The following is a 23,876-nucleotide window of genomic DNA, read 5'->3' on the forward strand; positions in this document are numbered from 1 at the left end:
TCAGGCCCCTTGCGCCCTGCCCTCGGTCGGCTCGGAGCGCACACCGCCGAGCGTGAGCCAGGTCAGCACCAGCGCGATGAGGGCGCCGGCGGCCATGCCCGCCACCATCGGCAGCGGACGGCCGTTGGAGAACAGGCCCACCACCGCCATCGCGAGCGCGCCGGTCAGCATCTGCAGCGTGCCCAGCAGCGCGGAGGCCGTGCCGGCGATGGCGCCGTGCATCTCGAGCGCGAGCACGCCGGTGGTCGGGATCACGAGGCCCATGAAGCCCGAGGCGATGAAGTACAGGACGATCAGCACCCAGAGGTTGTCGCCGCCCATCGCGAAGTAGATGAACATGGCGACCATCGCCACGCCGCAGCAGACCACGCCGAACTTGACGAGGTTGACCAGCCCGTAGCGCTCGCCCAGCGAGCCCGTGAACTGCGAGGCTGCAATGAAGGCCGCCGCGTTCACGCCGAAGGCCACGCTGTACATCGCGGGCGACAGGCCGTAGTGGTCGATCATCACGAAGGACGAGTTCGCCAGGTAGGTGAAGAAGCCCGCCATGGCGAAGCTGCCGATGAACACCAGCCCGAGGTAGTGCCAGTCGCGCAGCAGCAGCCAGTAGGCCGACAGCGCGCTGCCCAGGCTGCTTTCGACGCGCTCCGAGGCCGGGCGCGTTTCGTCGAGCAGCTTGACCATCATGGCCAGGCCCGCCACCGCGGCGATGGTGACGGCCCAGAACACGCCGCGCCAGCCGGTGAAGGCGATGACCACGCTGCCCGCGAGCGGCGCCAGGATCGGCGACACGCTGAACACCAGCATCAGCAAAGACATCAGCCGCGCGGCGTCGGTGCCGGTGTGCAGGTCGCGCACCACGGCGCGCGGAATCGCCATGCCCGCGGCGGCGCCCAGGCCCTGCACGAAGCGCAGAGCGATCAGCGTCTGGATGTCGGTCGCCAACGCGCAGCCCACGCTGGCGAGCGCGAACAGCACCAGCCCGGCGTACAGCGGCGGCTTGCGCCCGACCATGTCGGAGATCGGGCCGTAGAGCAGCTGCCCCGCGCCGAGCGACAGGAAGAAGGCGGTGAGGCTCATCTGCACCGCGCCGATGTCCGCATGCAGGCTCTGCCCGATGGCGGGCAAAGCCGGGAGGTACATGTCGATTGCGAAGGGCCCGATGGCGGAGAGCAGGCCCAACAACAGGGCCATTTTGAAGAACGGAGAAGAACGCATTGGGTCGATTGTGGCGAAGGCTCGCAATCGGTGCAGGCGTGGGGTCGGCGGCTTTCGCCGCTAGTGCATTCGTTCTACCGGGCGGTACGCCGCCCCGTTCAGTACAGCGTCGACCGCTGCCGCGCGGGCAGTTCGCGGTCGTAGGTGACGCCGTCGAAGGCCGCATCGGTCAGCGCGGAAAGGATGGCGCCCGGCGTCGGCACGGTGCGCGGCGCGTCCTCCGGCACCGGCGCCCAGAGTTTCGAACGCTGGATCGCGCGGGCGCACTGGAAGAACACGGTCTCGACGCTGATCTCGATCACGCACTGCGGCGCGCGCCCTTCCACCGCGAAGCGCGCCAGCAACTCGGGCGCCACGCTGATACGTGCGCGCCCGTTCACGCGCAGCGTCTCGCCCACGCCCGGAATCAGGAACAGCAAGGCCACGCGCGGGTCGGCCACGATGTTGCGCAGGCTGTCGATGCGGTTGTTGCCGCGCCGCTCGGGCAGCAGCAAGGTCTTCTCGTCCTGCACCGCGACGAAGCCCGGGGCGTCGCCGCGCGGCGAGGCGTCGAGCCCGCCGGGGCCGAGGGTCGCGAGCACCGCGAACGGCGATGCGGCAATCAGCGCCTGGTAGCTCGGGTGCAGGTACGGCACCTCTTTCTTGAGCGAGGCCTCGCCCGGCTGGCCGAACAGGGCTTCGAGTTGCGCAACGGTGTCGATGGTGGTCATGGGGTGATGTTCTCCTGAATCGGGGTCGGCGCCGCGGCGCGTCGCACGCACGCCAGCGCCGCGACCGCCAGCAGCAGCGCGGCGGTGCCGTAGATCCACGGCGGCGAAGCAATGGGCAGCAGCACGCCGGCCAGCAAGGGTCCGGCGCCCGCACCGATGTCGCGCCAGACCGCGCGGGCCGCGAGCGCCCGCACGCGCTCCGGTCCGGGCGTGCGACGCGCGACGATGGGCGGCAAGAGCGGCAGCTGCAGTGCGCGCAGCACCACGATCAGCGCCGCACAGCTCCATAGCCAGCCCAGGCCGAAGCCCACGAGCGCGAGCGACGTCACCAGCGACAGGCTCACGAGCAGGCGCTCGGCGCCGAAATGCTCCGCCATGCGCCCGCCCACAGGCCCGAGAAAGATTTCTGCGAGGTAGCGCAGCGCCATCAGAACGCCGGCCACGATCACCGCACCGCCAGGCAGCAGGTCCTTGCCGAGGTACGACAGGCCCACGATGAACAGGCCATCGAGCGCCAGCCCTTCCATGAAGGACCAGCCGTCCAGCGCATTCGGCCGCGAGAAGCGCCGCGTCGCGACCGTAGATGTTGCGCTGTGATGCGGCTTCGACGGCAGCCGCCGCGTGACGAACAGCGCGAGCAACGACACCACCGCCAGCACGCCGAAGATCGCGCGCGGCCCGACCGTGTACGCCAGCAGCGCGCCGAGCGGCAGCGCCAGCACCGGGCCGGTCGCGATGAAGGCGCGCGACCGCCCGCTGCGCCGCGCGGCGCCGATCGGGTCGGCCGTGGCCAGGGCCTGCGTCGACAGGTTGAGCGCCGCGAAGCACAGGCCCCAGGTCAACCGCAGCGGCAGCAGTGCCCAGAAACCCGAGAGCGTGGCGTAGCCCAGCCCACAGCACGCGGCGGCCGCCACAGCCAGCGTGCAGCTCGCCCGGTCGCCATGGCGCGCATAGAAACGCGCCACCCAGCCGTAGCCCGCGATGCGCACCAGCCGGTTGGCCGCCAGCAACAGGCCGACCTCGGCCAGCGAGACGCCGAACTGCGACGCGTACATGGGCAGCAGCAGGTAGAGCACCACATCGGCCGGCAGCGACAGGCCGAGCGCCATGGCGGCGTGGCGGGAATCCTGGTCGGTGGATCGAACAGGAACGGCGGGGGCGGAAGGCGGTGGTGCAGCGGACATCGAGCCCGTATCGTGCCCGCTCGCACCGCCCGCCGACAAACGACATTCCCGCGCGGCATGCGTGAGAAAATCGCACGCATGCCGCTTCGCGAACCGCCCCTTCATGCCGTGCGTGCCTTCGTGGCGGCGGCCCGCCACCTGAGCTTCACGCGCGCCGCGGTCGAACTGCATGTGACGCACAGCGCGGTGAGCCGGCAGATCAAGAGCCTCGAGGCCTGCCTGGGCGTGGCACTGTTCGAGCGCCGCATCCGGCAGGTCACGCTGACGCCCGAGGGTCAGCAGTTCTTTGCGGAGACCGAGCCCGCGCTCGCGCAGATCCATGCGGCGGCCCGGGCGCTGCAGCTGCAGGGACCGGCGCGCGCGGTGCGCATCAACGTGCGGCCTTCGTTCGCGGTGCGCTGGCTGATTCCGCGGCTGCCGTCGTTCGTGGAACGCCATCCCGACATCGAGCCGCAGGTCGTCACGAGCACCGTCATGCCCGAGCAGGCTGCGGACAGCTTCGACATCGCCGTGCGCCGCGGGCTCGAAGGCTGGCCGTCGTCGATCAAAGTGCGGCCCTTCCTCGAAGACGAGGTGCTTGTTGTCGGCGCGCCCGCGCTCTTCAAGACGCAGCCGCTGCCCGACCTGCGCGCCCTCGCCTCGCATGTGCTCCTGTCGGCGCGCACGCGCAAGGACGACTGGGACGACTGGAAGAAGCAGGTCGGCGCACCGCGCGCGCGGCCGGCCGGGCGGCTGCAGTTCGATCACCTGCACTTCGTGCTGCAGGCCGCGGTCGACGGGCTGGGCATTGCGCTCGCGCCGACCTCGCTGGTGGCGCACGACCTGGCGTCGGGGCGACTGCAGTCGCCGCTGCCCGAAATGCGGATGACGCTGGAGCGCTACTACTACGGCCTTGCGCCTGACGCGGCACCCGAAGCAGTGTGTGTTGCCGAGTGGTTCGAGCAGATGAATCCGGGCTGACGCTTCCACGTCCGTAAACGGCCAGCGGCGCGAGGGTGCAGGCCGCACGATGCGGTCTTTGTCTTCGTGTCCTGCCACATGTCATCGCCCCTTCCCCGCTCCTTCTCCCACCTCGCCTGGGCCAACCTCGCGGCGCAGTCCGCCGAACAACTGAGTCTTGCGGCCGTGCCGCTGGTCGCCGTGCTCGCGCTCGGCGCCGGGCCCGGCGAGATCGGGTTTCTTGCGGCGGTGCAGACGCTGCCCTTCCTGCTGGTCTCGCTGCCGATGGGGCTGCTCGCGGACCGCATGTCGCGCCGTCGGTTGATGGTGTGGGCCGAGGGCCTGCGCGCCGTGTCGCTGCTGGCCTTGCTCGGCATGGTGCTGTCGTCGACGCTCGGCATCGGCGGACTGGCCGTGCTCGGGTTCCTCGGCGCGGTCGGCACCGTGGGCTTCAGCGTCGCGGCGCCCGCACTGGTGCCGGCCCTTGTGCCACGCAACGCATTGGCGCTCGCCAACGGGCGGCTGGAGCTGGCGCGCAGCGCCGCCTTCACAGCGGGGCCTGCGCTTGCGGGCGCGCTCGTCGCGTGGGCCGGGGCCTCGTCGGCCTTCGTGCTGGCGGCGGTGCTGTCGGTGGCGGCCGTCGGCCTGCTGCTGCGTTTGAACGAAGCGCCCCGCCCCGCGGCCCCGTCACGCCATCCGCTGCGTGAGGTGCAAGACGGCGCGCGCTTCGTCTGGCAACACGCGTTCCTGCGGCCCATGCTGATGACCGGCGCGGTCTTCAACATCTCGTGGTTCGTACTGCAGGCGGGCTATGTGCCTTATGCCGTGCGCGTGCTCGGCCTCGGCGCGCAGGCCGTGGGCTTCACGCTCGCGATGTACGGTGCGGGCATGGTCGTCGGCGCGCTGCTGACCTCGCGCGTGACGGCGCGGCTGCCCTTCGGACGCGCGATCCAGGTCGGGCCGGCGGTGGCGGTCGCCGCTGCCGCGACGATGGCAGCCACGCTCCTCGTGCCGAGCGCCTCGCTGGCCGCGCTTTCGTTTTTCCTGTTCGGCGCGGGGCCGATGGTCTGGGTCATCACCTCGACCACGCTGCGCCAGAGCGTGACGGCCTCGGCGATGCTGGGCCGGGTGTCGGCGGTGTTCCTGACGGTGAACGCGGGTGCACGCCCGGTCGGTGCGGCGCTCGGCGGCCTGGTCGGTGCGATGTGGGGCGAACCGGCCTGCCTGCTGCTGGCGCTCGCGGGCTTCGTGCTGCAGGCTGCGATCATCTTCGGCTCGCGCATCGCGGGGCTGCAACGGCTGCCGGTGCCAGCGGCCTGAACACTCCCGCTCAGAACAGCGAACGCGTTCCGCTCGGCGTGGCGCCTTCGATGTCGAGCATGCGCAGCTTGGTCAACGCACCGCCGCCCGCCGAAAAGCCGCCCGGCTTGTTGCCCGCGGCCAGCACGCGATGGCATGGCACGACCGGCGCGAAGGGGTTGTGGCCCATGGCCTGACCGACCGCGCGCGAGAGGCCTTTATCGCCAAGCTCTTCGGCCACCTCGCCGTAGGTGCGCGTCTGCCCCGGCGGAATGCGCCGCGCGATCGCGTAGACGCGCTGATGGAATTCGGACACGCCGCGCATGTCGAGCTCGATGTCGCACAAGTCGTCGGTCGCACCTTCGAGCAGCGCCTGCACGCCTGCGATGGCGTGCAGCGCACGCTCCGACGGTGGCGCTTCCTCCAGCTCGGGAAAGCGCCGGTGCATGCGCGCACGCGTCGCAGCTTCGCCCCGCTCTTCAGGCAGTTGCACGCCGACCAGACCCTGCGGCCCCCAGGCCAGCGCACAGGCGCCGATGGCGGTCGGGAACAAGGCAAAGCCGGATTCGACAGGGGATGCGGCAGTCATCGAAGCATTGTGATTCAAGGTTGAAAAACGAGGCACGGGCAAGCGCGCGAAGCCCTCTTCCGCAGAAGAGAAAAAGTACCAGCCAAACACCCCGAAATACCAGACTTTCACTCCGCGCTTCGAGGCGTTTCCGCTCATCGTTTCGAACGGACCGAACGTCGGTCAGACGTTGTCGGGCATGTGCATCGGCCACTAGTCTCCGCACCGAACCTGTGAGTCGAAATTCTTAAAAAACCAGGGAGGCCTATGGGCATGAGACGACGCGATTTTTCGCGGGAGGCGCGGCTGCGCGAGCAACTCGGACTGACGGCCATCGAGTTGATGGTCACGATCGCAATCCTGGCGATCCTGATCGGGATCGCGGCACCGTCGATGACGCGCTTCATCGTGCAGTGGCGCCTTGCCAACGCCGTCAACGCGCTGACCGGTTCGTTTCGCATCGCGCGCACCGAAGCCATCGCGCGAGCGCGGCCGGTTGTCATCTGCCAACTGGGTGCAGGCACCGCCACCGCTTGCGCAACCGGTGCAGGCGCCAAGAACCTCGCGGATGGCTGGATCGTCTTCGTCAACAACGACCGCGACGCCACCTCGGACTATTCCGGGTCAACGGGCGACGAATTGCTGCTTCGCCAGGATGCGCTACCGGGCATCGCGAACATCGCGAACTCGGGACGCTTTGTCTTCCTGCCCAACGGCCTGATGCAGTCGGGCGCCGCCGGCATTCAGTTCGATGCAACCGGCCTCAAGGCGGCCGACAACCCACCGTGGATGCAGAAGATGCTCTGCATCAGCAGGGTCGGCCGCATGCGTTACCCAACGGACGGCACCGATTGTTCCGGTGCTAGCAACGAATGAAACCCAACCTCCACTGCATACAGCGAGGCGCCACCCTCATCGAGGTGCTGGTCGCCATGGTCATCCTGTCCGTCGCCCTGTTCGGCATGGCGGGGCTGACCTCGGCGGCCCTCAAATACAACCAGTTCTCCCGCATGCGCGCCACCGGCCTGAGTCTGGTGAATGACTACGCGGAGCGCGCCCGCGCCAACCTCGCCGGTTTTGCCGCCTACGCCCACGCCAAGGCCTACAACGCAAGCGTGCGCGAGGCTGCAGCCAAAGATCCCACATCAGCGCCGGACATCTGCAAGGTCGACACCTCCGTGCCCGCCAATCCGATCAACAACTGCGGCGCGGCCATCGCCAAGTACGACCAGTTGCAGTGGCTTACCAACGTCGCCAACCGCCTGCCGGGAGGCACTGCGTACGTCACCGCCGACCTGACCGCAGCCCCCTCGGGCGTGAAAGGCCTGCCCGCCACGCGCATGCTGAACGTCTGGCTGATCTGGAGCGCCATCGAGGAAGGCGCCGGCTTCGGACCGCAGGGGCCGCTGCAGCAGTTCTGTCCCGCCGGTGCCAACATTGCAACCGGGGCTTCGGTGAACTGCATGTACTTCCGGATCATGCTATGAGCGCCGCCTTCGTTTCTCCCGCATGCGTGCGTCACCGATCCAGCGGCTTCACGCTGATCGAGCTGATGGTCGCTTTGACGCTCGGGCTGGTGATCCTGGCCGCGGCCCTGTCTGTCTTCGCAACCTCCAGCCGAAGCAGCCAGTTGTCGGAGCTCGAGACGCAATTGAACGAGGACGGCATCCTCGCGCTCAACCTGATCCAGCAACAGCTCAAGCAGGCCGGCTACTCGCAGCAACTCATTCCGAGTAACGGCGCGACGGTCATGGGCAACTATGCCGGTCCCGCCGTGCGCGGTTGCGACGGCGGATTCACCGACGCTGGGGTTGCCTTCGACAAGCTCTCGTGCGTCACAGGCAATGGCAGCGATGCCATCGCCATCCGCTACGAAGCCAACATCGACAACACCATGCCCCAGCTCACCGCCTCGACGCTGGCGACGAACTGCCTGGGCAACGCCATCAACGCCGCGACACCGACGCAGGTGAGCCCGCCCCCCACACCGGCCCCCGGCACGTTGCCGCCGGGCAACTACACGCTGGCCGACAACCGCTATCTGGTGACGGTGGCGAACACGGCCCCCATGCTGTCTTGCCGCGGCATGGAGAAGGGCAATGCCGGGAATGCCGTCGGCACCTCGCAGCCGCTGCTCGCCAATGTCGAAAGCATGCAAATCCTCTACGGCGTCGCCAGCCTCCCCAGTGCCGAACTCGCGGCCACCTACGACCCGATGCGGCATCAGATCGTCAACTACCTCGATGCCTCCGGCGTCGACCTCCTGCCCACCACTGGCGTGCTGGCCGACAACACCGAAGACCGCTGGAGCCGCGTGCTGAGCGTGCGCGTGTGCCTGCAGATGCGCAGCGACCGGCCCGTGCGCGACGCGCCCGTCGGTGGCCTGACCTACAAGCAATGCGACAACATCGACGCGACACGTACCGACGGCTACCTGCGCAAGACCTACACCACCACGGTCCTGCTGCGCAATCGCCTGATCGCGCCGTGAACATGACGCACGCCCTCTCTTCTCCGAGCCGCACCGCTGGCAGCCCGCGCGAGCGCGGCGTGGTGCTGATCGTCACGCTGATCTTGCTCGTGGTCCTGTCGTTGCTGGGAACTTTTGCGATCCGCAATGCCACGCAAAGCGAACGCAGCGTCAACGGTATCCGCTTGGCTGAAGTCGCCCGTGAGGCCGCCGAGACGGCGCTGCGCTTCTGCGAACAGGTGGCCATCTTCGACGGCGACGGCCAGGACTACACCCCCTACGCCTCCACCGGCATGCGCGCCAAGATCATCGCCACCACCATCGGCTCCGAGTTCGACCCTAAGGCCGAATGGCGCAAAAGCGCCAGCTGGACGAATAGCAATGCCATCAAGGTTCCGCCCGCCTACTTCACGAACGGCGGCGCCAACAGCGACGCGCAGCCGCTGCGCATCGAACCGCGTTGCGTGATCCAGAGGATCCAAACCAATGGGACGCCCACGCTGACCGGCTACCTGATCACCGCCCGGGGCTTTGCCAACAACGCCGAGTTCGACGGCTCGACCGGGAAATCCACGCTAGGCGCTGAAGCATGGCTGCACTCCGTGCTGACGAGCGACAAATGACCTCATGTCCCTTCTTCACATGACACACCCACGTTCCATTTCCCCACGCTCCGGCCGCGGCTTCACGCTGATCGAAGTCATGGTCGTCGTCGCGATCGTTGCCATCCTGGCGGCCATCGCGATGCCGAACTACCAGGAGTACGTGCGGCGCTCCAAACGCGTCGAGGCCCAGGGCGTGCTGATGGAGGCTGCGCAGTTCATGCAGCGCTACTACTCGGCCAACGACCGCTACACCCTCGCGTCGGGTCAGACCACCGCACAGACCGAGCAAAAGAGCAAAACGGGAAGCCTACTCCCCACGGCCCTGCAGCAGTCGCCCCAGTCAGGCACGCCCAACTACACCATCGCCGTCTTCGCCAGCGACGACCCGCCTGCCTACACCCTCCAGGCCACCCGAACCGGGAGCATGAGCGGCGACCGATGCGGCATGTTGACCTTGAGCGGCCAGGGCACCCGGGGCGTGAAAGACCAGGCCACAGGCCTTGGGGCTGCGGATTGCTGGAAATAAGCCGCACATGCCTCACCCCATGAAGCCCCTCCTCCGAACGTCAGGAAAGATCGCATGACCACCACGCGCCAGACTCTTGTTCCGGCCTCCGCCACAGCGTCGCACATGTTGCGGGCGTTCGTCGGCCTTGCTGCATTGGGTGCTGCGCTACTGCCCTTCGGCACCGCACTCGCAGTGACTGCGCCAAGCCAAGGCCCGCTCTACAACGCCGTGCTAGGCGCCAAGCCCAACCTGATGTTCGTGCTCGACAACTCCGGGTCGATGGCGTTTGAATTTCAGGAAGGCTATTCAGTTGTCGACGACTGTCCAAAAACCGGGACAGTTTGCGAGGGCAAATATGGTTGGTATTCCATGCGATCGAGTGATGTCAACAACCAGTATTACAACCCATCCATCACTTATCTCCCTCGAATCGAGCCAAATGGAGATAAGAAAATCAATGAAATCGAATTCGTTGAAAATCAGTCATCCAGGATATTTGGCTACTATGTAGCAGAAGCAAAATACAAATGGTCTGACGTAAGATATATTCCACTGTATACGGTTTATTCTTCTAATGCCTCCATTCCCAGCGGCAGCAAGTTTACCTATTTCCAATGCAGCCAGGGAAATTGCGCAGACTCATCAAAAAGAACAGTTGTTAATCTCACCTATCCAGCCAGCGCCGAAATCTTTCCTGCTCCGGCCGGGCACAAACGAACGGATTGCATAGAAAATACAAAGGGCTGCACGGCCGGTGAAGAAATAAAAAATGTTCTTAATTGGTACAAATGGTATCGAAGTCGCGCGCTGGCAGTGGGCACCGCAGTGGGGCAGGCAATGCAAAGCTACGACAATAAATTTCGAATCGGATACTCTCAATACAATCAAATTGACTTCAAAAACGAAAAAAGCGAAAGGGCAACCGACATCGTCCGCGGGGTTCGCTACTTCAAAGACGAAAATGAAGCTGACAAGAAGTGGAAAACACAGTTTTACGACTGGCTCTACGGAATAGTTCCAATCTCGGACACGCCGAGCCACAACGCCTTGTTTCTGGCCGCCGATTATTACGATGGCAATCGCAATTCTGCCCGAGGGAATCCGTGGAAAAATGATCCCACAAGCTCAGACCCAACTGACGACAAGAACGATTTAAGCTGCAGGCGCGCTTACGCCATCATGTTGTCCGATGGCGCATGGAATCTTGGCACATCATTGAACGACGATAAAAAATATGCCAGCATTCAAGGGGGAATTTACAGTCGAAATCCACCAAGCAATGAAACCAATTTTCAATTTGACCCCAAAGGTGCCACGGGTTTCGATAGCGCAAATGACGCCATTCGATTGAAAGCGCGGAACCTCTATATTCCCTACGGCGACGAAGGAGTCAGCAGCTACGGGCTTGCCGACCTGACTGCCTATTATTTTTGGCACAAGGACTTCTCCAGCACCCTGCCCAACAACGTTCCCGTCGTGGACAGCCAGCATAACCCCACGTTTTGGCAAAACATGACCACCTACACCATTGGCTGGGGGTTGACGCCATCCGGCAATCGACCGGGTGCGACGACGGGCCTGACCTGGAACCAAATAGAAAAATACAACAATGATTGGCTCGCCGGCAGTCAGGTGACGAAGCCTCAGTGGGCCGTCGGAAACCTGAACCTGGAGAAATCGGCCGCCGCCGATGCCCGACGCGTCGACGACTTTGTCCGTGCCGGCTTCACCGGCGGCGGTCGCGCCTACAGCGTGTACTCGGGCGACGACATGCGCCGAGCCCTGGACAACGCGCTGAGCAGCATGGTCGGTTCCGGCAATGACGCGGGCGCAGCGGTGTCGGGCAACAGCAATGAATTCCAGACGCTGGCAGGCCAGTACAAGTACACGACCGAGTATCAGACGGCAGACAACAGCGGTGACGTCAAGGCCTTCCAACTGGACGCCAACGGCAATGTGGATGCCAACAAGCCGACGCCGGCTTGGTCCGCCAATGCCAAGATGCCGGCGGTGGACAAGCGGGCGATCTTCACCTTGTCGAACTACGACCCCGACGCGCCCCGCAACGCGTTGCGCACGGCGCTGACCTGGGGCACCCGGCTGGACAGCCTGCCAGCCGACCTCAAGACTCTGCTGAACAAGGACACGCTGCAGCCGCCTGACGAGCGCTTCATCCGCTACATGCTGGGCGATGACCCGCAGAAGAATACGAAGGGCACGGTCTACCGGCTGCGCAAGCAGCCCATCGGTGCCTCGGTCAACTCGCCGCCGGTGTTCGTGGGCGGGCGCATCGACATGGGCTACAACACCTACGGGTCTGTCGACGGCAAGGGCTCTTATGCAGCCTACAAGACAAGGAAGACCACGCTGCCCCCCACCATCTTCGCGGCCACCAACAACGGCAAGGTGCACGTGCTGGACGCGGGCCGGAACGCCGCCACGGCCGGCACTGAGCTGGCCGAGTTCATGCCCAAGGGCGCCATGGCTTCGCAGATCGACCTGGCGAATCCGAATTTCCGATTCCGCTACACGCTCGACGGACCACTGGTAGAGCACGACGTGTACGACAAGCCCGCCCCAAGCGCGGACGCAAGCTGGCGCCAATTGGTATTCGGCACGGGCGGGCGCGCGGGCCCTTTCATGTACGGCCTGGAGTCGCCCATGAACGCCGCCGACCGGACGCCGACCCTGAATCACTTTCTTTGGGAGGTGAACAACAAGGCCATCGGCTACGCCGATCTGGCCCACATCACCAACAACCCTGCCGCCGGCCAACTGGACGACGGCACCTGGGTCATGTTGACGGGCAGCGGCCACTACCCGGAAGCCGGCAAGCAGGTCGGGCTGTATGTGGTGGAGGCACTCACCGGCAAGCTCAAGAAGTTCATTCAACTCCCCGCCAGCTACGGCGGCGACGCTACAGGCGGCAACCGCGGCCTGGGCGGCGTGGTTGCGGTGCGGGACACCACCCGCCGCATCGTGGCGGCCTACGCCGGCGACGCCAACGGCAACCTGTGGCGTTTCGACCTGCGAAGCGCCAAGCTCACAGCATCCATTCCCAGGCTGCTGTTCACTACGCCGGAGGGCAAGAAGCAGCCCATCTACGCCGCGCCGACATGGCAGGTTCATCCCGGCGACGGAAAGGCCTGCACCTACAGTGCCACGTCTCAGTGCGGCGCCATCGTGGTGGTCGGCACGGGCATCCTGCTGGACGAAGGCGACCTGACCATGCCGGCCACGAAGCAGGCGCTCTATGGCATCTGGGACCAGACACCGATCGGAGGCGACGACAAGGCCGGGGCCATCCCGGTCAGCGTCGAGAATCTGGTGACACAGACCCTCGATCCAGTAATCAAGTCTGGGGCCGGAATCGAAAAGGGGAAGAACTTCTACCAACTCAGCGCGAATGCCGTCGACTGGACAAAGAAGAATGGATGGCTGCTGAACCTCGGCACGATCACCTACCCCGGCGCGATGGAGAACGGCGAGCGCGTGGTCGGCGACTTGGCCAACCTGGGCAGCAGCGTGATCGTCTCGTCCTTCCTGCCTGAAGACAAGAAGCAAGGCATCGAGTCCTGCACGGCCACGGGCAGCCTGCCCAACATCATCTATGTGCTCGACGCTCTTACCGGCAAGAACAAGAACTCCTTCGATGTCGATGCCAACGGCACCTTCGACGCGTATTCGGCCGTCTCGATCCCCGGCGGCGGTTTCACGCGCGGCAACGTGAATTCGCGCAACATGATCGGCCAGCCCAACGAAGGCCAGCCCGACGGCAAGCCCAGGAGCAGTTGCACCAACGAAACCGGCTACCTTACCGGCGTGGGCGGCACGCAGAGAGTCGGCGATGGCTGCCCGCCGGATTCCCGGGCTTGGCGCCGCAGTTGGCGCCAGGTGGTTTCTCCGCCCTTCTGACACGAACCCGGGGTGAGCGGCGCTGCCAACGCCGCCAATCTCAAAGCATCATGTGCCGCGCCAGCAGCACCGCCACATGCACCGCCTCGCGCTGCGCCCCATCGCCAATCTGGTGCCGGCAGCTCGTGCCGTCGGCCACGACGATCGCATCGGGCCTGGCGCGGATGGCGGGCAGCAGGCTCGCCTCGGCCATCTGCATCGACACCTCGAAGTGGCTCGCTTCGTAGCCGAAGCTGCCGGCCATGCCGCAGCATGAGCTCTCGATCAGCTCGGGCTCGGCGCCCGGAATCAGCTTCAGCACCTCCATGATCGGGCTCACCGCGCCGAAGGCCTTCTGGTGGCAGTGGCCGTGCAGCAGGATGGGCGCGGTGGCGGGCTTCAACGCGAGTTCGAAGCGGCCGGCCTTGCGTTCGCGGGCGATGAACTCCTCGAACAGCAGCGCCTGCTTCGCGACGACTTGCGCCTTGTCGCCGAAGCCCATCACCAGCGTTTCGTCGCGCAGCGTGAGCAGGCACGAGGGCTCGAGCCCGACGATGGGAACACCCGCCTGCGCCAGCGGCAACAGCGCGTCGATCAGCGCCCCGGCGCGCACCTTCGCTTCGTCCACCATGCCGCTGACCAGGAAGGTCCGGCCGCAGCAGTGGTGCCCGCCGCCCTTCTCCACCGTGTGCAGCGCATAGCCTGCGGCGTGCAGCACGCGCGCGGCCGCAAAGACGTTCTCGCTTTCGAAGGTGCCGTTGAAGGTGTCGACGAACAGCACGGCGACCTTTTCGCCGCGCGCCGCAGCAGCCAGCACCGAGGTCTGATCGGAAAACAACCCCGCCGCCACCATGTCCTTGCCGCGCCAGAAGGTGTCGGTGCGCCATTCGGGCAGCGAGCGCTTGGCTGAAAAGCCCAGCATCTTCTCGCCCAGCCATGCCGCACCCGGCACGCGGTTGCGCAGGTTCAGCAGCCAGGGCATGCGGCTCGCGCGGTGCGCGTAGTCGGGCATGTAGGCGACCAGCCTGTCTTTCAGCGTGTGGCCGTGGCGCTTCTTGTAGTGGTCGAGAAACTCGATCTTCATCTTCGCCATGTCGACGCCGGTCGGGCAGTCGCGCTTGCAGCCCTTGCAACCGACGCACAGGTCCATGGTGTCGTGCATGGCCTCGCTGGTGAAGGCGTCGGCGCCGAGCTGGCCCGACAGCGCCAGGCGCAGCGTGTTGGCACGGCCGCGCGTCAGGTGCTGCTCGTCGCGCGTCACGCGGTAGCTCGGACACATGGTGCCGGCGTCGAACTTGCGGCAGTGGCCGTTGTTGTTGCACATCTCGACGGCCTTCGCGAGGCCGCCTGTGCTGTCGCCGCCGGTGCCAGGCGCGGTGGTCAGCTCGGTCACGGGGTCGGCGTTGACGTTCCAGCCCGACCAGTCGAGCACCGGCTTCAGTTCGATGCGGCGGTAGGGCTTCGGCGCCGTGGGCGGCGCAAAGCGGAACAGCGCGCCGTCGTCCATGCGCGGCGGGTCGATGATCTTGCCGGGGTTGAACAGCCCGATCGGGTCGAGCTGCTGCTTGATCGCGCGAAAGGCCTCGTTGATCGCCGGCCCGAACTGCCATTCGATCCATTCGCCCCGGCAGAGCCCGTCGCCGTGCTCGCCGCTGAACGCGCCCTTGTACTTGCGCACCAGCGCGCTGGCCTCTTCGGCAATGGCGCGCATCTTGGCGCCGCCGTCGGCGCGCATGTCGAGAATCGGCCGCACATGCAGCGTGCCGACCGAGGCGTGCGCGTACCAGGTGCCGCGGCTGCCGTACTTCGCGAACACCTCGGTCAGCCCGTCGGTGTATTCGGCCAGGTGCTCGAGCGGCACGGCGCAGTCTTCGATGAAGCTCACGGGTTTGCCGTCGCCCTTGAGGCTCATCATGATGTTGAGGCCGGCCTTGCGCACTTCCCACAGGTTCTTCTGCCGCGCGTCGTCGGCCATCTCGACCACGCTGCCGGGCAAGCCGAGGTCGCCCATCAGCTCGACCAACTGCTTCAGCTGCGGCAGCAGCCCGGCCTTGTCGGCGCCCGAGAACTCGACCAGCAGGATGGCGGCCGGCTTGCCGATCAGCGCCGTTTCCACCGTCGGCTTGAAGGCCGGGTTGGCCAGGCTCAGCTCGATCATCGTGCGGTCGACCAGCTCCACCGCCGTCGGCCCGAGCTTCACGATGTGCTGCGCGGCGTCCATGGCCGCATGGAAGGTCGGGAAGTTCACGATGCCCAGCACCTTGGCGCGCGGCAGCGGCGCGAGCTTGAGCTTCAGGCTGCGCGTGTAGGCCAGCGTGCCTTCGGCGCCGATCAACAGGTGCGCGAGGTTCACGCTGCCGTCGGCGGTGTAGGGCCGCTCGCTCTGGTTGTCGAAGATGTCGAGGTTGTAGCCCGCCACGCGGCGCATCACCTTGGGCCAGTGCTGCGCCATGGCGTCGCGGTGCTCCTGCGCCAGCCCGTGCACGAACTGCGCAATGCCCGCTGCGCGCGCGCCGAGCGTGGTCACCGGACCGAACTCAACCAGCTCGCCACTCGACAGCCACGCGCTCGCGCCCAGCACGTTGTGCACCATGTTCCCGTAGGCGATGGAGCGCGAGCCGCAGGAGTTGTTGCCCGCCATGCCGCCCAACGTGGCCTGCGCGCTGGTCGACACGTCGACCGGGTACCAGAGCCCGTGCGGCTTGAGCTGTGCGTTCAGGTGGTCGAGCACCAGTCCGGGCTCGACCGTCGCCGTGCCCTCTTCCACGTTCACATCGAGCACCTTGCGAAAGTGCTTGCTGTTGTCGATCACCAGCGCCGCGCCCGTGGTCTGGCCGCATTGGCTGGTGCCGCCGCCGCGTGCCAGCACCGGCACCTTCAGGTCGCGTGCGATGTCGATGGCGGTGGCGATGTCGCGCTCGTTCGTCGGCACGAAGGCGCCGACCGGCGTGATCTGGTAGATCGACGCGTCGGTGGCGTAGCGCCCGCGCGAACCGTCGTCGAACAGCACCTCGCCCTGCGTGTCGGTGCGCAGCCGGCGCGCCAGCAGTTCGCAGGTGTCGTTGGGCGGAAGAACGGTTCCGGCTGGCTGCATGTGGCTGGCGGGGTCGATGCGCATGGTGGGTGCTTAGCTCGCGTTGTTGCTCGTGGTCTTGCTCTTGCTCTTGGCAGCGGGATAGATCTGGCCGGCGCGCAGCAGCTCCAGCACGGTGTCGCGCTTGCGCAGCACGTGTGCCGTGAGCACCTTGCGCATGGCCTGCGCGTCGCGCGCGGCCAGCGCCTGCACCATCTGCTCGTGCTCCTCGACCGCGTGCTGCCACTTGGTCTCGTCCTGGTTGGTGCGAAAGCGCAGCGACTGCACGCGGGCGTTGATCGAGCGGTAGGTGTTCGACAGCACCGGGTTCGCCGCCGCGTCGTTGATGGCCGTGTGGATGCGCGCGTTCAGGCTGTAGTAGCCCGACAGGTCGCGCCGCGCGAAGCAGGCCATCATTTCGTAGTGCAGCGCGCGCACCTCGGCCAACTCTTCGTCGGTGATGCGCTTGGCCGCCAGCTCGCCCGACATGCCCTCGAGCATCGCCAGCACCTCGAAGGTGTTGAGCACGTCGGCCTCGGTGAGCTTCACCGCCACCGCGCCGCGGTTGGGCAGCAGGTCGACCAGCCCTTCGGCCGCAAGCAATTTGATGGCCTCGCGCAGCGGCGTGCGCGACACGTTCAGTTGCAGGCACAGCTCGCGTTCGTTGAGCTTGGCGCCGGGCGCAATGCGCCCTTCGACCAGCATGGTGCGCAGGCGCGACGCGACCTGGTCATGCAAGGCCAGCCTGGAGATTTCGATGATTTCAGCGGTCATGTGGTGTTCCCTTGCTTGCATTTTGAATGCAAAAAATAGGCACCACAACCTTGCTTGATAGGTGTAAACCAGCATACATAAATGAATTTTGAATGCAAAACTAGCTTCAAAAGGAGAGCCCATGCTGCAACTCGACATCCATCCCACCGGCCGTCACTTCCTCCAGATTCCCGGCCCCAGCCCGGTGCCCGACCGCATCCTGCGGGCCATGAGCCTGCCCACCATCGACCACCGCGGACCCGAGTTCGGCACGCTGGGTCTGAAGGTGCTCGGCGGCATCAAGGAGATCTTCAAGACGAAGCACCCGGTGGCGATCTATCCCGCGTCGGGCACCGGTGCATGGGAGGCCGCGCTCGCCAACACGCTCAGCCCCGGCGACCACGTGCTCATGTACGAGACCGGCCACTTCGCATCGCTCTGGCAGAAGATGGCCACGCGCCTGGGCCTGTCGACCGAGTTCCTCGCCTACACCGGCACCGACACCCACCTGCCCAACGCGCCCAGCTGGCGCCGCGGCGTGCAGGCCGAGCTCATCGAGGCGCGCCTGCGCAAGGACACCGAGAAGAAGATCAAGGCCGTGTGCGTGGTGCACAACGAAACCTCCACCGGCGCCACCTCCGACATCGCTTCGGTGCGCAAGGCCATCGATGCCGCCGGCCACCCCGCCCTGCTGCTGGTCGACAGCATCTCGGGCCTGGCCAGCGCCGACTACCGCCATGACGAATGGGGTGTCGACGTCTGCGTGAGCGGCTCGCAAAAGGGCCTGATGCTCCCGCCCGGCATCAGCTTCAACGCGCTCTCGCCGCGCGCCCTCGAAACCGCCAAGCACGCCAAGCTGCCCAAGGCCTTCTGGGCCTGGGACGAGATCGTCGAGATGAACAAGGACGGCTACTGGCCCTACACGCCGAACACCAACCTGCTCTACGGTCTGTCTGAGTCGCTCGACATGATCCTCGGCGAAGGCCTGGACAACGTGTTCGCGCGCCACCAGCGCTGGGCCGCCGGCGTGCGCGCTGCGGTCAACACCTGGGGCCTGCCGATCCAGTGCGCCGACCCGGCCGTGTACTCACCCGTGCTCACCGGCGTGATCACGCCCGAAGGCATCGATGCCGACGCCGTGCGCCGCCTGATCCACCAGCGCTTCGACCTCTCGCTGGGCACAGGCCTGGGCAAGCTCAAGGGCCGCATGTTCCGCATGGGCCACCTGGGCGACAGCAACGACCTGACGCTCGTGGCGATGGTCGCGGGTGTCGAGATGGGCATGAAGCTCAGCGGCATCAAGCTGGCGGGCAGCGGCGTGCAGGCAGCGATGGACTATTTCGCGAGCCACCCCGCCGCACCGGTCGGCCTGCAAAAAGCAGCCTGAGCTCGACGCGCAGAACCTCACGCCGGCCGCAGCGCATCGCTCGAACGATGCGGCGGCCCCCACCCTGCCGGGCCCGCGCAAGCGGCTCCCGGCACGCATCGGATTCCCCAACCGACGGAGACAAAGAAGATGCAAAGACGTTCCCTGATCCAGGCCGCCGCCGGCGCGGCCGCCACGCTGGGCGTGCCCCGGCTGTTCGCGCAGGAGTGGCCCACCGGCCCCGTGCGCATCGTGGTGGGCTTTCCACCCGGCGGCGGCACCGACGCGCTGGCACGCGTGGTCGCGCAGAAGCTCACGATCATGTGGGGCCAGCAGGTCATCGTCGAGAACAAGGGCGGTGTCGCCGGCGTGCTCGCGGCCGACTACGTGGCGCAGCAGCCCAGCGACGGCAGCACCCTGCTCATGGCCCACATCAACAGCCACGCGCTCGCGCCCAGCCTGCAGCCCAAGCTGCGCTACAACGTGGAGCGCGACTTCGTGCCGATCGTGCTCGTGGGCGTCACGCCCAACCTGCTCATCGCCAACCCGGCGCAGAAGGCCCTCAGCGTGAAGGACATCGTCGCCGCCTGCAAGGCCGCGCCCGGCTCCGTGAGCTTCGGCTCCGCCGGCGCGGGCTCGGCGCAGCATCTGGCGCTGGAGATGTTCAAGCTGCAGGGCGGCGTCGATGCGCTGCATGTGCCCTACAAGGGCAGCGGCCCGCTGCTCGCCGACCTCATGGGCGGACAGATCCAGTACAGCTTCGAGACCATGACCGCCGCCACGCCGCACGTGAAGAACGGCCGCGTGCTCGCCGTGGCGCAGACGCGCACCAAGCGCGCCAAGGGCCACCCGAACGTGCCGACGATGCAGGAACAGGGCTTTACCGGTTTCGAGGCGACCACCTGGTACGGCCTCGTCGGCCCCGGCAAGCTGCCACCGGCCATCGCACAGAAGGTGAACCGCGACGTCAACACCGTGCTCGCGATGCCTGACGTGCAGGAACGGCTCGACACCTACGGCGCGGAAGACGGCGGCGGTTCGCAGGACAAGTTCAAGCAGTTCATCAACACCGAGATCGCCAAGTGGGCGAAGGTCGTGAAGGACGGCAAGGTGCAGGTCGAGACCTGAGGGCTGTCGTTCGGGGCGACGCTCCCGCCGACGGGGCACCTTGCTCCGCGAATGTCCTCCGGCCTGCAGCCTCCCCCTTGATTTCGCTGCGCAAGGCACCCCATCGACGTGAGCGTGTTCAGTGCGGTTGTTGATCGACCAGAACAACGACCGCGCTCGGTGTGCGCAGGACACTGGATGCTTCCCGCAGCGAAATCAAGGAGGAGCCGAAGGCGGGGGACATTCGCGGAGGGAAGTACCCGGTGGCCTGGGCACGCGCCCTGAACAAACACCCAAAGAACCTGAGAAGATTCCAAGAATGACGCCCGACCAAAAAGCCCTCACCGAAGCCCTCATCGCCGCACGCCAGGCCAACCGCACGCTCGACGCCACGCCCTGGACCGACGCACTGCCAGACGCAACGCAAGCGTACGAAGTGCAGGACGCCGTAGCCGCAGCCCTCGGCTGGTTCGACGGCGTCCCGAAGACCTGGAAGTCCGGCGGCGGCTCCCGCAGCGCCACGCTCACGCACGCTCCGCTGCCCACGTCCGGTGTGCGCCAGAGCCCCGCCAACTTCAGCGACCTCACATTCCACACCCCCGGCATCGAAGCCGAGATTGCACTAAGGCTCGGCCAGGACGTCACACCCGCGCAAGCCGCCGCACTCGACCACGACAACGCCGCAGCGCTCATCGACGCCATGGCCGTCTCCGTCGAAATCGTCGATGCCCGCTGGCAAGACCTGGCCGCCACACCCGCCTTGCTGCGCCTGGCCGACTCGCAGGTGCACGGCGCACTCGTGCTCGGCGACTGGCAACCGTACGCCGCCGTCGACTGGGCCTCGCAGCGCTGCGAAACCAAGATTGGCGATGCAGAAACGGTTGTGCGCGAAGGCACGCATCCGCTGGCCGATCCGGCGTGGCTGCTGCCGATCTGGCTGCGCCACCTCACGCGCCATGGCCAGACCGTGCCCGCCGGCACCGTCGTCACCACCGGCTCCTGGGTCGGCGTGCTGCCCTGCCGCCGCGGCGATCAGGTGAGGGCAGAGTTCCCCGGCATCGGCGCCGTGCGCTTGAGCGTGTAACGCCCGCCGCCCACACCCGAGCACGCCACCAGAAAGTCGAGCACCGCCCGCACCCGCGCGGGCAGCGTGCCGGCCTTGCCGATGTACACCGCGTGGATCGGCTCGATCTCGCCCGGATTGAACTCTTCGAGCAAGGGCACCAGCCGGCCGGCATCGATGTCGTGCTGGATGTGATACAGCGACAACCGCGCCGCGCCCGCCCCCGCAATCGCCAGCTGCCGCAGCGTCTCGCCATCGCCCGCGCGCACCGGCCCTGCCACCGGCAGCATCACCATGCGGCCATCGACGCGCAGCGGCCAGTCGGGCGTGTTGCGCCGGTAGCTCCAGCCCAGCCGGTTGTGCGCCTCCAGCTCCTGCGGCGTGCGCGGCGTGCCGTACTTCGCCAGATAGTCCGGCGCGGCCACGATCGACTGGCTGGTTTCGCCCAGGCGCCGCGCCACCAGGTCGGACGACGGCAACTGGCCCCAGCGGATCGCGATGTCGGCGCGCTCGTCCATCAAATCGACGATGCGGTCGGTCAGCGCAATGTCGAGCGTGATCTGCGGATGCATCTCGAGCAGGCGCGGCACCAGCTGCACCAGCTTGTGATGCCCGAAGGACACGCTCGCGTTGATGCTCACCCGCCCGCGCGGCGCCGCACCGGCCGCGGCACAACGCTCGGCCTCGTCCATGTCGGCCAGCACGCGCGTGCTGCGCTCGTAGAAATGCAGCCCCTCGGGCGTGAGCTGCAGCTTGCGCGTGGAACGGTGCACCAGCTGGATGCCCAGGCGCAGCTCGAGCCGCGCCACCAGCTTGCTGATGGCCGAAGGCGTCATGTCGAGCAGCCGCGCCGCCGCCGAAAAACCGCCCGCCTCCACCACCTGCACGAAGGCCTCCATTTCGCCGGAGCGGTTGACATCGATGCGCGGCATGGGCTTCCTTTACTGTGACTTCAATTCACAAGTGCATGTACTCGCGGCATTCTAGTCACCGAGTCCGATTGTCCGCACAGTACAGGCATCATGCCCATCGCTCTTCTTGCCCTCACCGCCGGTGCCTTCGGAATAGGCACCACCGAATTCGTCATCATGGGCCTGCTCATGCAGGTGTCGACGGATCTTCAGGTTTCCATCACGGCCGCCGGCTTGCTGATTTCGGGCTACGCGCTCGGGGTCGCGGTCGGCGCGCCCGTGCTCACCATCGCCACCCGCAAGCTGCCGCGCAAGACCGTGCTGCTCGCGCTGATGGCGATCTTCACGCTCGGCAACCTCGCCTGCGCGCTCGCGCCCAACTACGAGATGCTCATGGCCGCACGCGTCATCACCTCGCTGGCGCACGGCACCTTCTTCGGCGTCGGCTCGGTGGTCGCCACCGGCCTCGTGGCGCCCGAGCGCCGCGCCTCGGCCATCGCGATCATGTTCACCGGCCTCACCGCCGCCACGCTGCTCGGCGTGCCCGCCGGTGCGTGGCTGGGCCTGCAGTTCGGCTGGCGTTCGGCCTTCTGGGCCGTGACGGTGATCGGCGTGCTCGCGCTCGTGGTGCTCGCCGTGTTCGTGCCGCGCGTGAAGGGCGAGGTCAAGCCCGCGCCGCTGCGCGAAGAGCTGGCCGTGCTGGCGCGCCCGCAGGTGCTGCTCGGCCTGGCAATGACGGTGCTCGGCTTTGCCGGCGTGTTCGTGGTGTTCACCTACATCCAGCCGCTGCTCACGCAGCTCACCGGCCTGTCGGAATCGGCCGTGTCGCCAATCCTGCTGGTGTTCGGCGGAGGCCTGGCCGTCGGCAACATCCTCGGTGGCAAGCTGGCCGACCGCGCACCGATGGCCGCCGTGCTCGGCACGCTGGTGGCGCTGGCCGTGGTGCTCGGCGCGATGCAGTTCACCATCGGCACGCCGTTCACCGCCGTGGTGTTCGTCGGCCTGCTCGGCGTGGCCTCGTTCGCGACCGTGGCACCGATGCAGCTGCGCGTGCTGGAGAAGGCTTCGGGCGCGGGCCAGAACCTGGCGTCGAGCCTCAACATCGCGGCCTTCAACCTCGGCAACGCACTCGGCGCCTGGGTCGGCGGCGTGACGATCGACCATGGCCCAGGCCTGCGCGCGCTGGGCTGGGTGGCTGCGCTGCTCACGCTCGTGGGCCTGGCGATTGCACTCTGGAGCCGTTCGCTCGACCGTCGCGCACAGAAGACCGGTCAGCTGTCCGCCGACGGTGCCTCGGCACGGGCCTGACCCGATACACCCCGCAAGCGGCGCGAGAAGAACGAAAGGATCTCGTCGCGCGCCGCGATCGTCGGCTGGCCTGCCTCGTCGATCAGGTGCGCCGTCACCACGCTGTGTGGGCTTGCCACCACCTGCGAGAAGAACGAAGGCAGGCCGCGCGTGTTGGCCGCGCTGTCGGGCAGCACGCGGGCTAGGAATCGGTCGCCCAGTGCGTCTGCATACGCCGCGAAACGCTGGGCCCGGCAGAAGCGGTCGCCCTCGAAACGGTAGGCCATCACGGTCAGGTCTTCGCGCTCCAGGCGTTGGCGCACCTGGGCGATCTCTTCCTGAGAAATCTCGATGCCGCCGGGGTTGTCCAGCGGCAGCGACGGCTGCGACAGCACAGGCGCCAGCACCGCGGGCTCCAGCATCATGGTGAGCGCGAAGTTGCCGGTGAAGCACATCCCGATCGCACCCACACCCGGCCCGCCGCATTCCGCGTGCGCCAACCGCGCCAGCGCGCGCAGCCACTGCGTCACCGAGCTCGAGGCGTTGCCCGCGAAGGCGCGGAACTCGGCACTCACGCAGGCGCGCTGGAACACGGCCTTGCCCTCGTCCGCGTCCGGCACGGCGCCGTCGCGACCGAACATCGACGGCATGTAGACCGTGAAGCCGGCCTCGCGCACCCAGCGGGCGAAGCGCGCCACGTGCGGGCTGATGCCCGGCATCTCGGTCATCACGATCACCGCCGGGCCAGTGCCGGCCACGTAGACCGCCTTGGTGGCGCCGTCGAGCGTGATCTCGCGGCGGGTGAAGTCGTCGAGCGGATCGGTCCTGTCCATGGGCTGCGTCATGGTCGAAATCCAGAAGGTTGAGGTGGCTGCCATTGCACCCGGTGCGGCGCTAGACTGCCAGTGTCCGTTTAGACAT

At 66.8% G+C, this 23,876-nt stretch carries 20 protein-coding genes; 12 read left to right on the forward strand and 8 right to left on the reverse strand.

The window, feature by feature from the left end; genetic code table 11:
• The 3 genes from CLU95_RS30235 to CLU95_RS30245 form a co-directional block, all read right to left on the reverse strand.
• Positions 1 to 1,218 (reverse strand): multidrug effflux MFS transporter, encoded by a 1,218-nt coding sequence (locus CLU95_RS30235; RefSeq protein ID WP_180288706.1) that lies wholly within the window; start codon positions 1,216 to 1,218, stop codon positions 1 to 3.
• A 98-nt stretch (positions 1,219 to 1,316) separates the two neighbouring features.
• The gene (locus CLU95_RS30240; RefSeq protein WP_099797001.1) at positions 1,317 to 1,928 is read right to left on the reverse strand and encodes a pyridoxamine 5'-phosphate oxidase family protein; all 612 of its coding nucleotides are present in this window, start codon (positions 1,926 to 1,928) and stop codon (positions 1,317 to 1,319) included.
• Positions 1,925 to 3,112, reverse strand: a complete 1,188-nt coding sequence (locus CLU95_RS30245) for an MFS transporter (protein ID WP_257214777.1) — start codon at positions 3,110 to 3,112, stop codon at positions 1,925 to 1,927. The genes CLU95_RS30240 and CLU95_RS30245 overlap by 4 nt, the downstream gene beginning before the upstream one ends.
• Before the next feature lie 78 nt (positions 3,113 to 3,190).
• Between CLU95_RS30245 and CLU95_RS30250 the strand changes: the two genes are divergently transcribed.
• Entirely contained in the window at positions 3,191 to 4,072 is an 882-nt protein-coding gene (locus CLU95_RS30250; protein ID WP_099797003.1) for a LysR substrate-binding domain-containing protein, read from the forward strand.
• Positions 4,073 to 4,150: 78 nt separating this feature from the next.
• Positions 4,151 to 5,371, forward strand: coding sequence for an MFS transporter (locus CLU95_RS30255; RefSeq protein WP_099797004.1), 1,221 nt, complete (start codon positions 4,151 to 4,153; stop codon positions 5,369 to 5,371).
• 10 nt (positions 5,372 to 5,381) lie between these two features.
• Here the strand turns inward: CLU95_RS30255 and CLU95_RS30260 are convergent, their stop codons facing one another.
• On the reverse strand, positions 5,382 to 5,939 hold the full coding sequence (locus CLU95_RS30260; RefSeq protein WP_099797005.1) for a methylated-DNA--[protein]-cysteine S-methyltransferase: 558 nt from the start codon (positions 5,937 to 5,939) through the stop codon (positions 5,382 to 5,384).
• 252 nt (positions 5,940 to 6,191) lie between these two features.
• Between CLU95_RS30260 and CLU95_RS30265 the strand changes: the two genes are divergently transcribed.
• From CLU95_RS30265 to CLU95_RS30290, 6 genes are read left to right on the forward strand one after another with little or no spacing between them, the layout of a single operon-like run.
• Positions 6,192 to 6,794 carry a GspH/FimT family pseudopilin gene (locus CLU95_RS30265; RefSeq protein WP_099797538.1) on the forward strand — a complete coding sequence of 201 codons (603 nt, stop codon included), beginning with the start codon at positions 6,192 to 6,194 and terminating at the stop codon, positions 6,792 to 6,794.
• Positions 6,791 to 7,405, forward strand: a complete 615-nt coding sequence (gene pilV, locus CLU95_RS30270; RefSeq protein ID WP_099797006.1) for a type IV pilus modification protein PilV — start codon at positions 6,791 to 6,793, stop codon at positions 7,403 to 7,405. The genes CLU95_RS30265 and pilV overlap by 4 nt, the downstream gene beginning before the upstream one ends.
• Positions 7,402 to 8,409: a PilW family protein gene (locus tag CLU95_RS30275; RefSeq protein ID WP_099797007.1), complete on the forward strand. Its 1,008-nt coding sequence runs from the start codon at positions 7,402 to 7,404 to the stop codon at positions 8,407 to 8,409. The genes pilV and CLU95_RS30275 overlap by 4 nt, the downstream gene beginning before the upstream one ends.
• A gap of 2 nt (positions 8,410 to 8,411) precedes the next feature.
• Positions 8,412 to 9,011, forward strand: coding sequence for a PilX N-terminal domain-containing pilus assembly protein (locus CLU95_RS30280; protein WP_257214778.1), 600 nt, complete (start codon positions 8,412 to 8,414; stop codon positions 9,009 to 9,011).
• A gap of 19 nt (positions 9,012 to 9,030) precedes the next feature.
• Positions 9,031 to 9,519 (forward strand): type IV pilin protein, encoded by a 489-nt coding sequence (locus CLU95_RS30285; RefSeq protein WP_180288708.1) that lies wholly within the window; start codon positions 9,031 to 9,033, stop codon positions 9,517 to 9,519.
• 54 nt (positions 9,520 to 9,573) lie between these two features.
• Positions 9,574 to 13,416, forward strand: coding sequence for a pilus assembly protein (locus CLU95_RS30290; protein WP_257214779.1), 3,843 nt, complete (start codon positions 9,574 to 9,576; stop codon positions 13,414 to 13,416).
• 40 nt (positions 13,417 to 13,456) lie between these two features.
• On the opposite strand, the gene CLU95_RS30295 is transcribed toward CLU95_RS30290, so the two are convergent.
• Both CLU95_RS30295 and CLU95_RS30300 read right to left on the reverse strand, forming a co-directional pair.
• The gene (locus CLU95_RS30295) at positions 13,457 to 16,513 is read right to left on the reverse strand and encodes an FAD-binding and (Fe-S)-binding domain-containing protein (RefSeq protein WP_099797009.1); all 3,057 of its coding nucleotides are present in this window, start codon (positions 16,511 to 16,513) and stop codon (positions 13,457 to 13,459) included.
• A 9-nt stretch (positions 16,514 to 16,522) separates the two neighbouring features.
• Positions 16,523 to 17,242 carry a GntR family transcriptional regulator gene (locus CLU95_RS30300; RefSeq protein WP_099797010.1) on the reverse strand — a complete coding sequence of 240 codons (720 nt, stop codon included), beginning with the start codon at positions 17,240 to 17,242 and terminating at the stop codon, positions 16,523 to 16,525.
• A 121-nt stretch (positions 17,243 to 17,363) separates the two neighbouring features.
• Here CLU95_RS30300 and CLU95_RS30305 point away from each other — a divergent pair, with 121 nt between their 5' ends.
• The 3 genes from CLU95_RS30305 to CLU95_RS30315 all read left to right on the forward strand — a co-directional run bounded on the left by CLU95_RS30305 (position 17,364) and on the right by CLU95_RS30315 (position 20,778).
• Positions 17,364 to 18,608, forward strand: coding sequence for a pyridoxal-phosphate-dependent aminotransferase family protein (locus tag CLU95_RS30305; RefSeq protein ID WP_099797011.1), 1,245 nt, complete (start codon positions 17,364 to 17,366; stop codon positions 18,606 to 18,608).
• A gap of 129 nt (positions 18,609 to 18,737) precedes the next feature.
• Positions 18,738 to 19,715, forward strand: a complete 978-nt coding sequence (locus CLU95_RS30310; protein ID WP_099797012.1) for a Bug family tripartite tricarboxylate transporter substrate binding protein — start codon at positions 18,738 to 18,740, stop codon at positions 19,713 to 19,715.
• 298 nt (positions 19,716 to 20,013) lie between these two features.
• On the forward strand, positions 20,014 to 20,778 hold the full coding sequence (locus CLU95_RS30315) for a fumarylacetoacetate hydrolase family protein (protein WP_099797013.1): 765 nt from the start codon (positions 20,014 to 20,016) through the stop codon (positions 20,776 to 20,778).
• Here the strand turns inward: CLU95_RS30315 and CLU95_RS30320 are convergent.
• The gene (locus tag CLU95_RS30320; RefSeq protein WP_099797014.1) at positions 20,727 to 21,689 is read right to left on the reverse strand and encodes a LysR substrate-binding domain-containing protein; all 963 of its coding nucleotides are present in this window, start codon (positions 21,687 to 21,689) and stop codon (positions 20,727 to 20,729) included. The two genes, CLU95_RS30315 and CLU95_RS30320, sit on opposite strands and share 52 nt — an antisense overlap.
• Positions 21,690 to 21,779: 90 nt before the next feature.
• Between CLU95_RS30320 and CLU95_RS30325 the strand changes: the two genes are divergently transcribed.
• On the forward strand, positions 21,780 to 22,976 hold the full coding sequence (locus CLU95_RS30325) for an MFS transporter (RefSeq protein ID WP_099797015.1): 1,197 nt from the start codon (positions 21,780 to 21,782) through the stop codon (positions 22,974 to 22,976).
• On the opposite strand, the gene CLU95_RS30330 is transcribed toward CLU95_RS30325, so the two are convergent.
• Positions 22,940 to 23,800, reverse strand: coding sequence for a dienelactone hydrolase family protein (locus tag CLU95_RS30330; RefSeq protein ID WP_099797541.1), 861 nt, complete (start codon positions 23,798 to 23,800; stop codon positions 22,940 to 22,942). The two genes, CLU95_RS30325 and CLU95_RS30330, sit on opposite strands and share 37 nt — an antisense overlap.
• Between the last annotated feature and the right edge of the window lie 76 nt (positions 23,801 to 23,876).

The organism is Variovorax sp. 54 (assembly GCF_002754375.1).
GTDB lineage: Bacteria > Pseudomonadota > Gammaproteobacteria > Burkholderiales > Burkholderiaceae_C > Variovorax.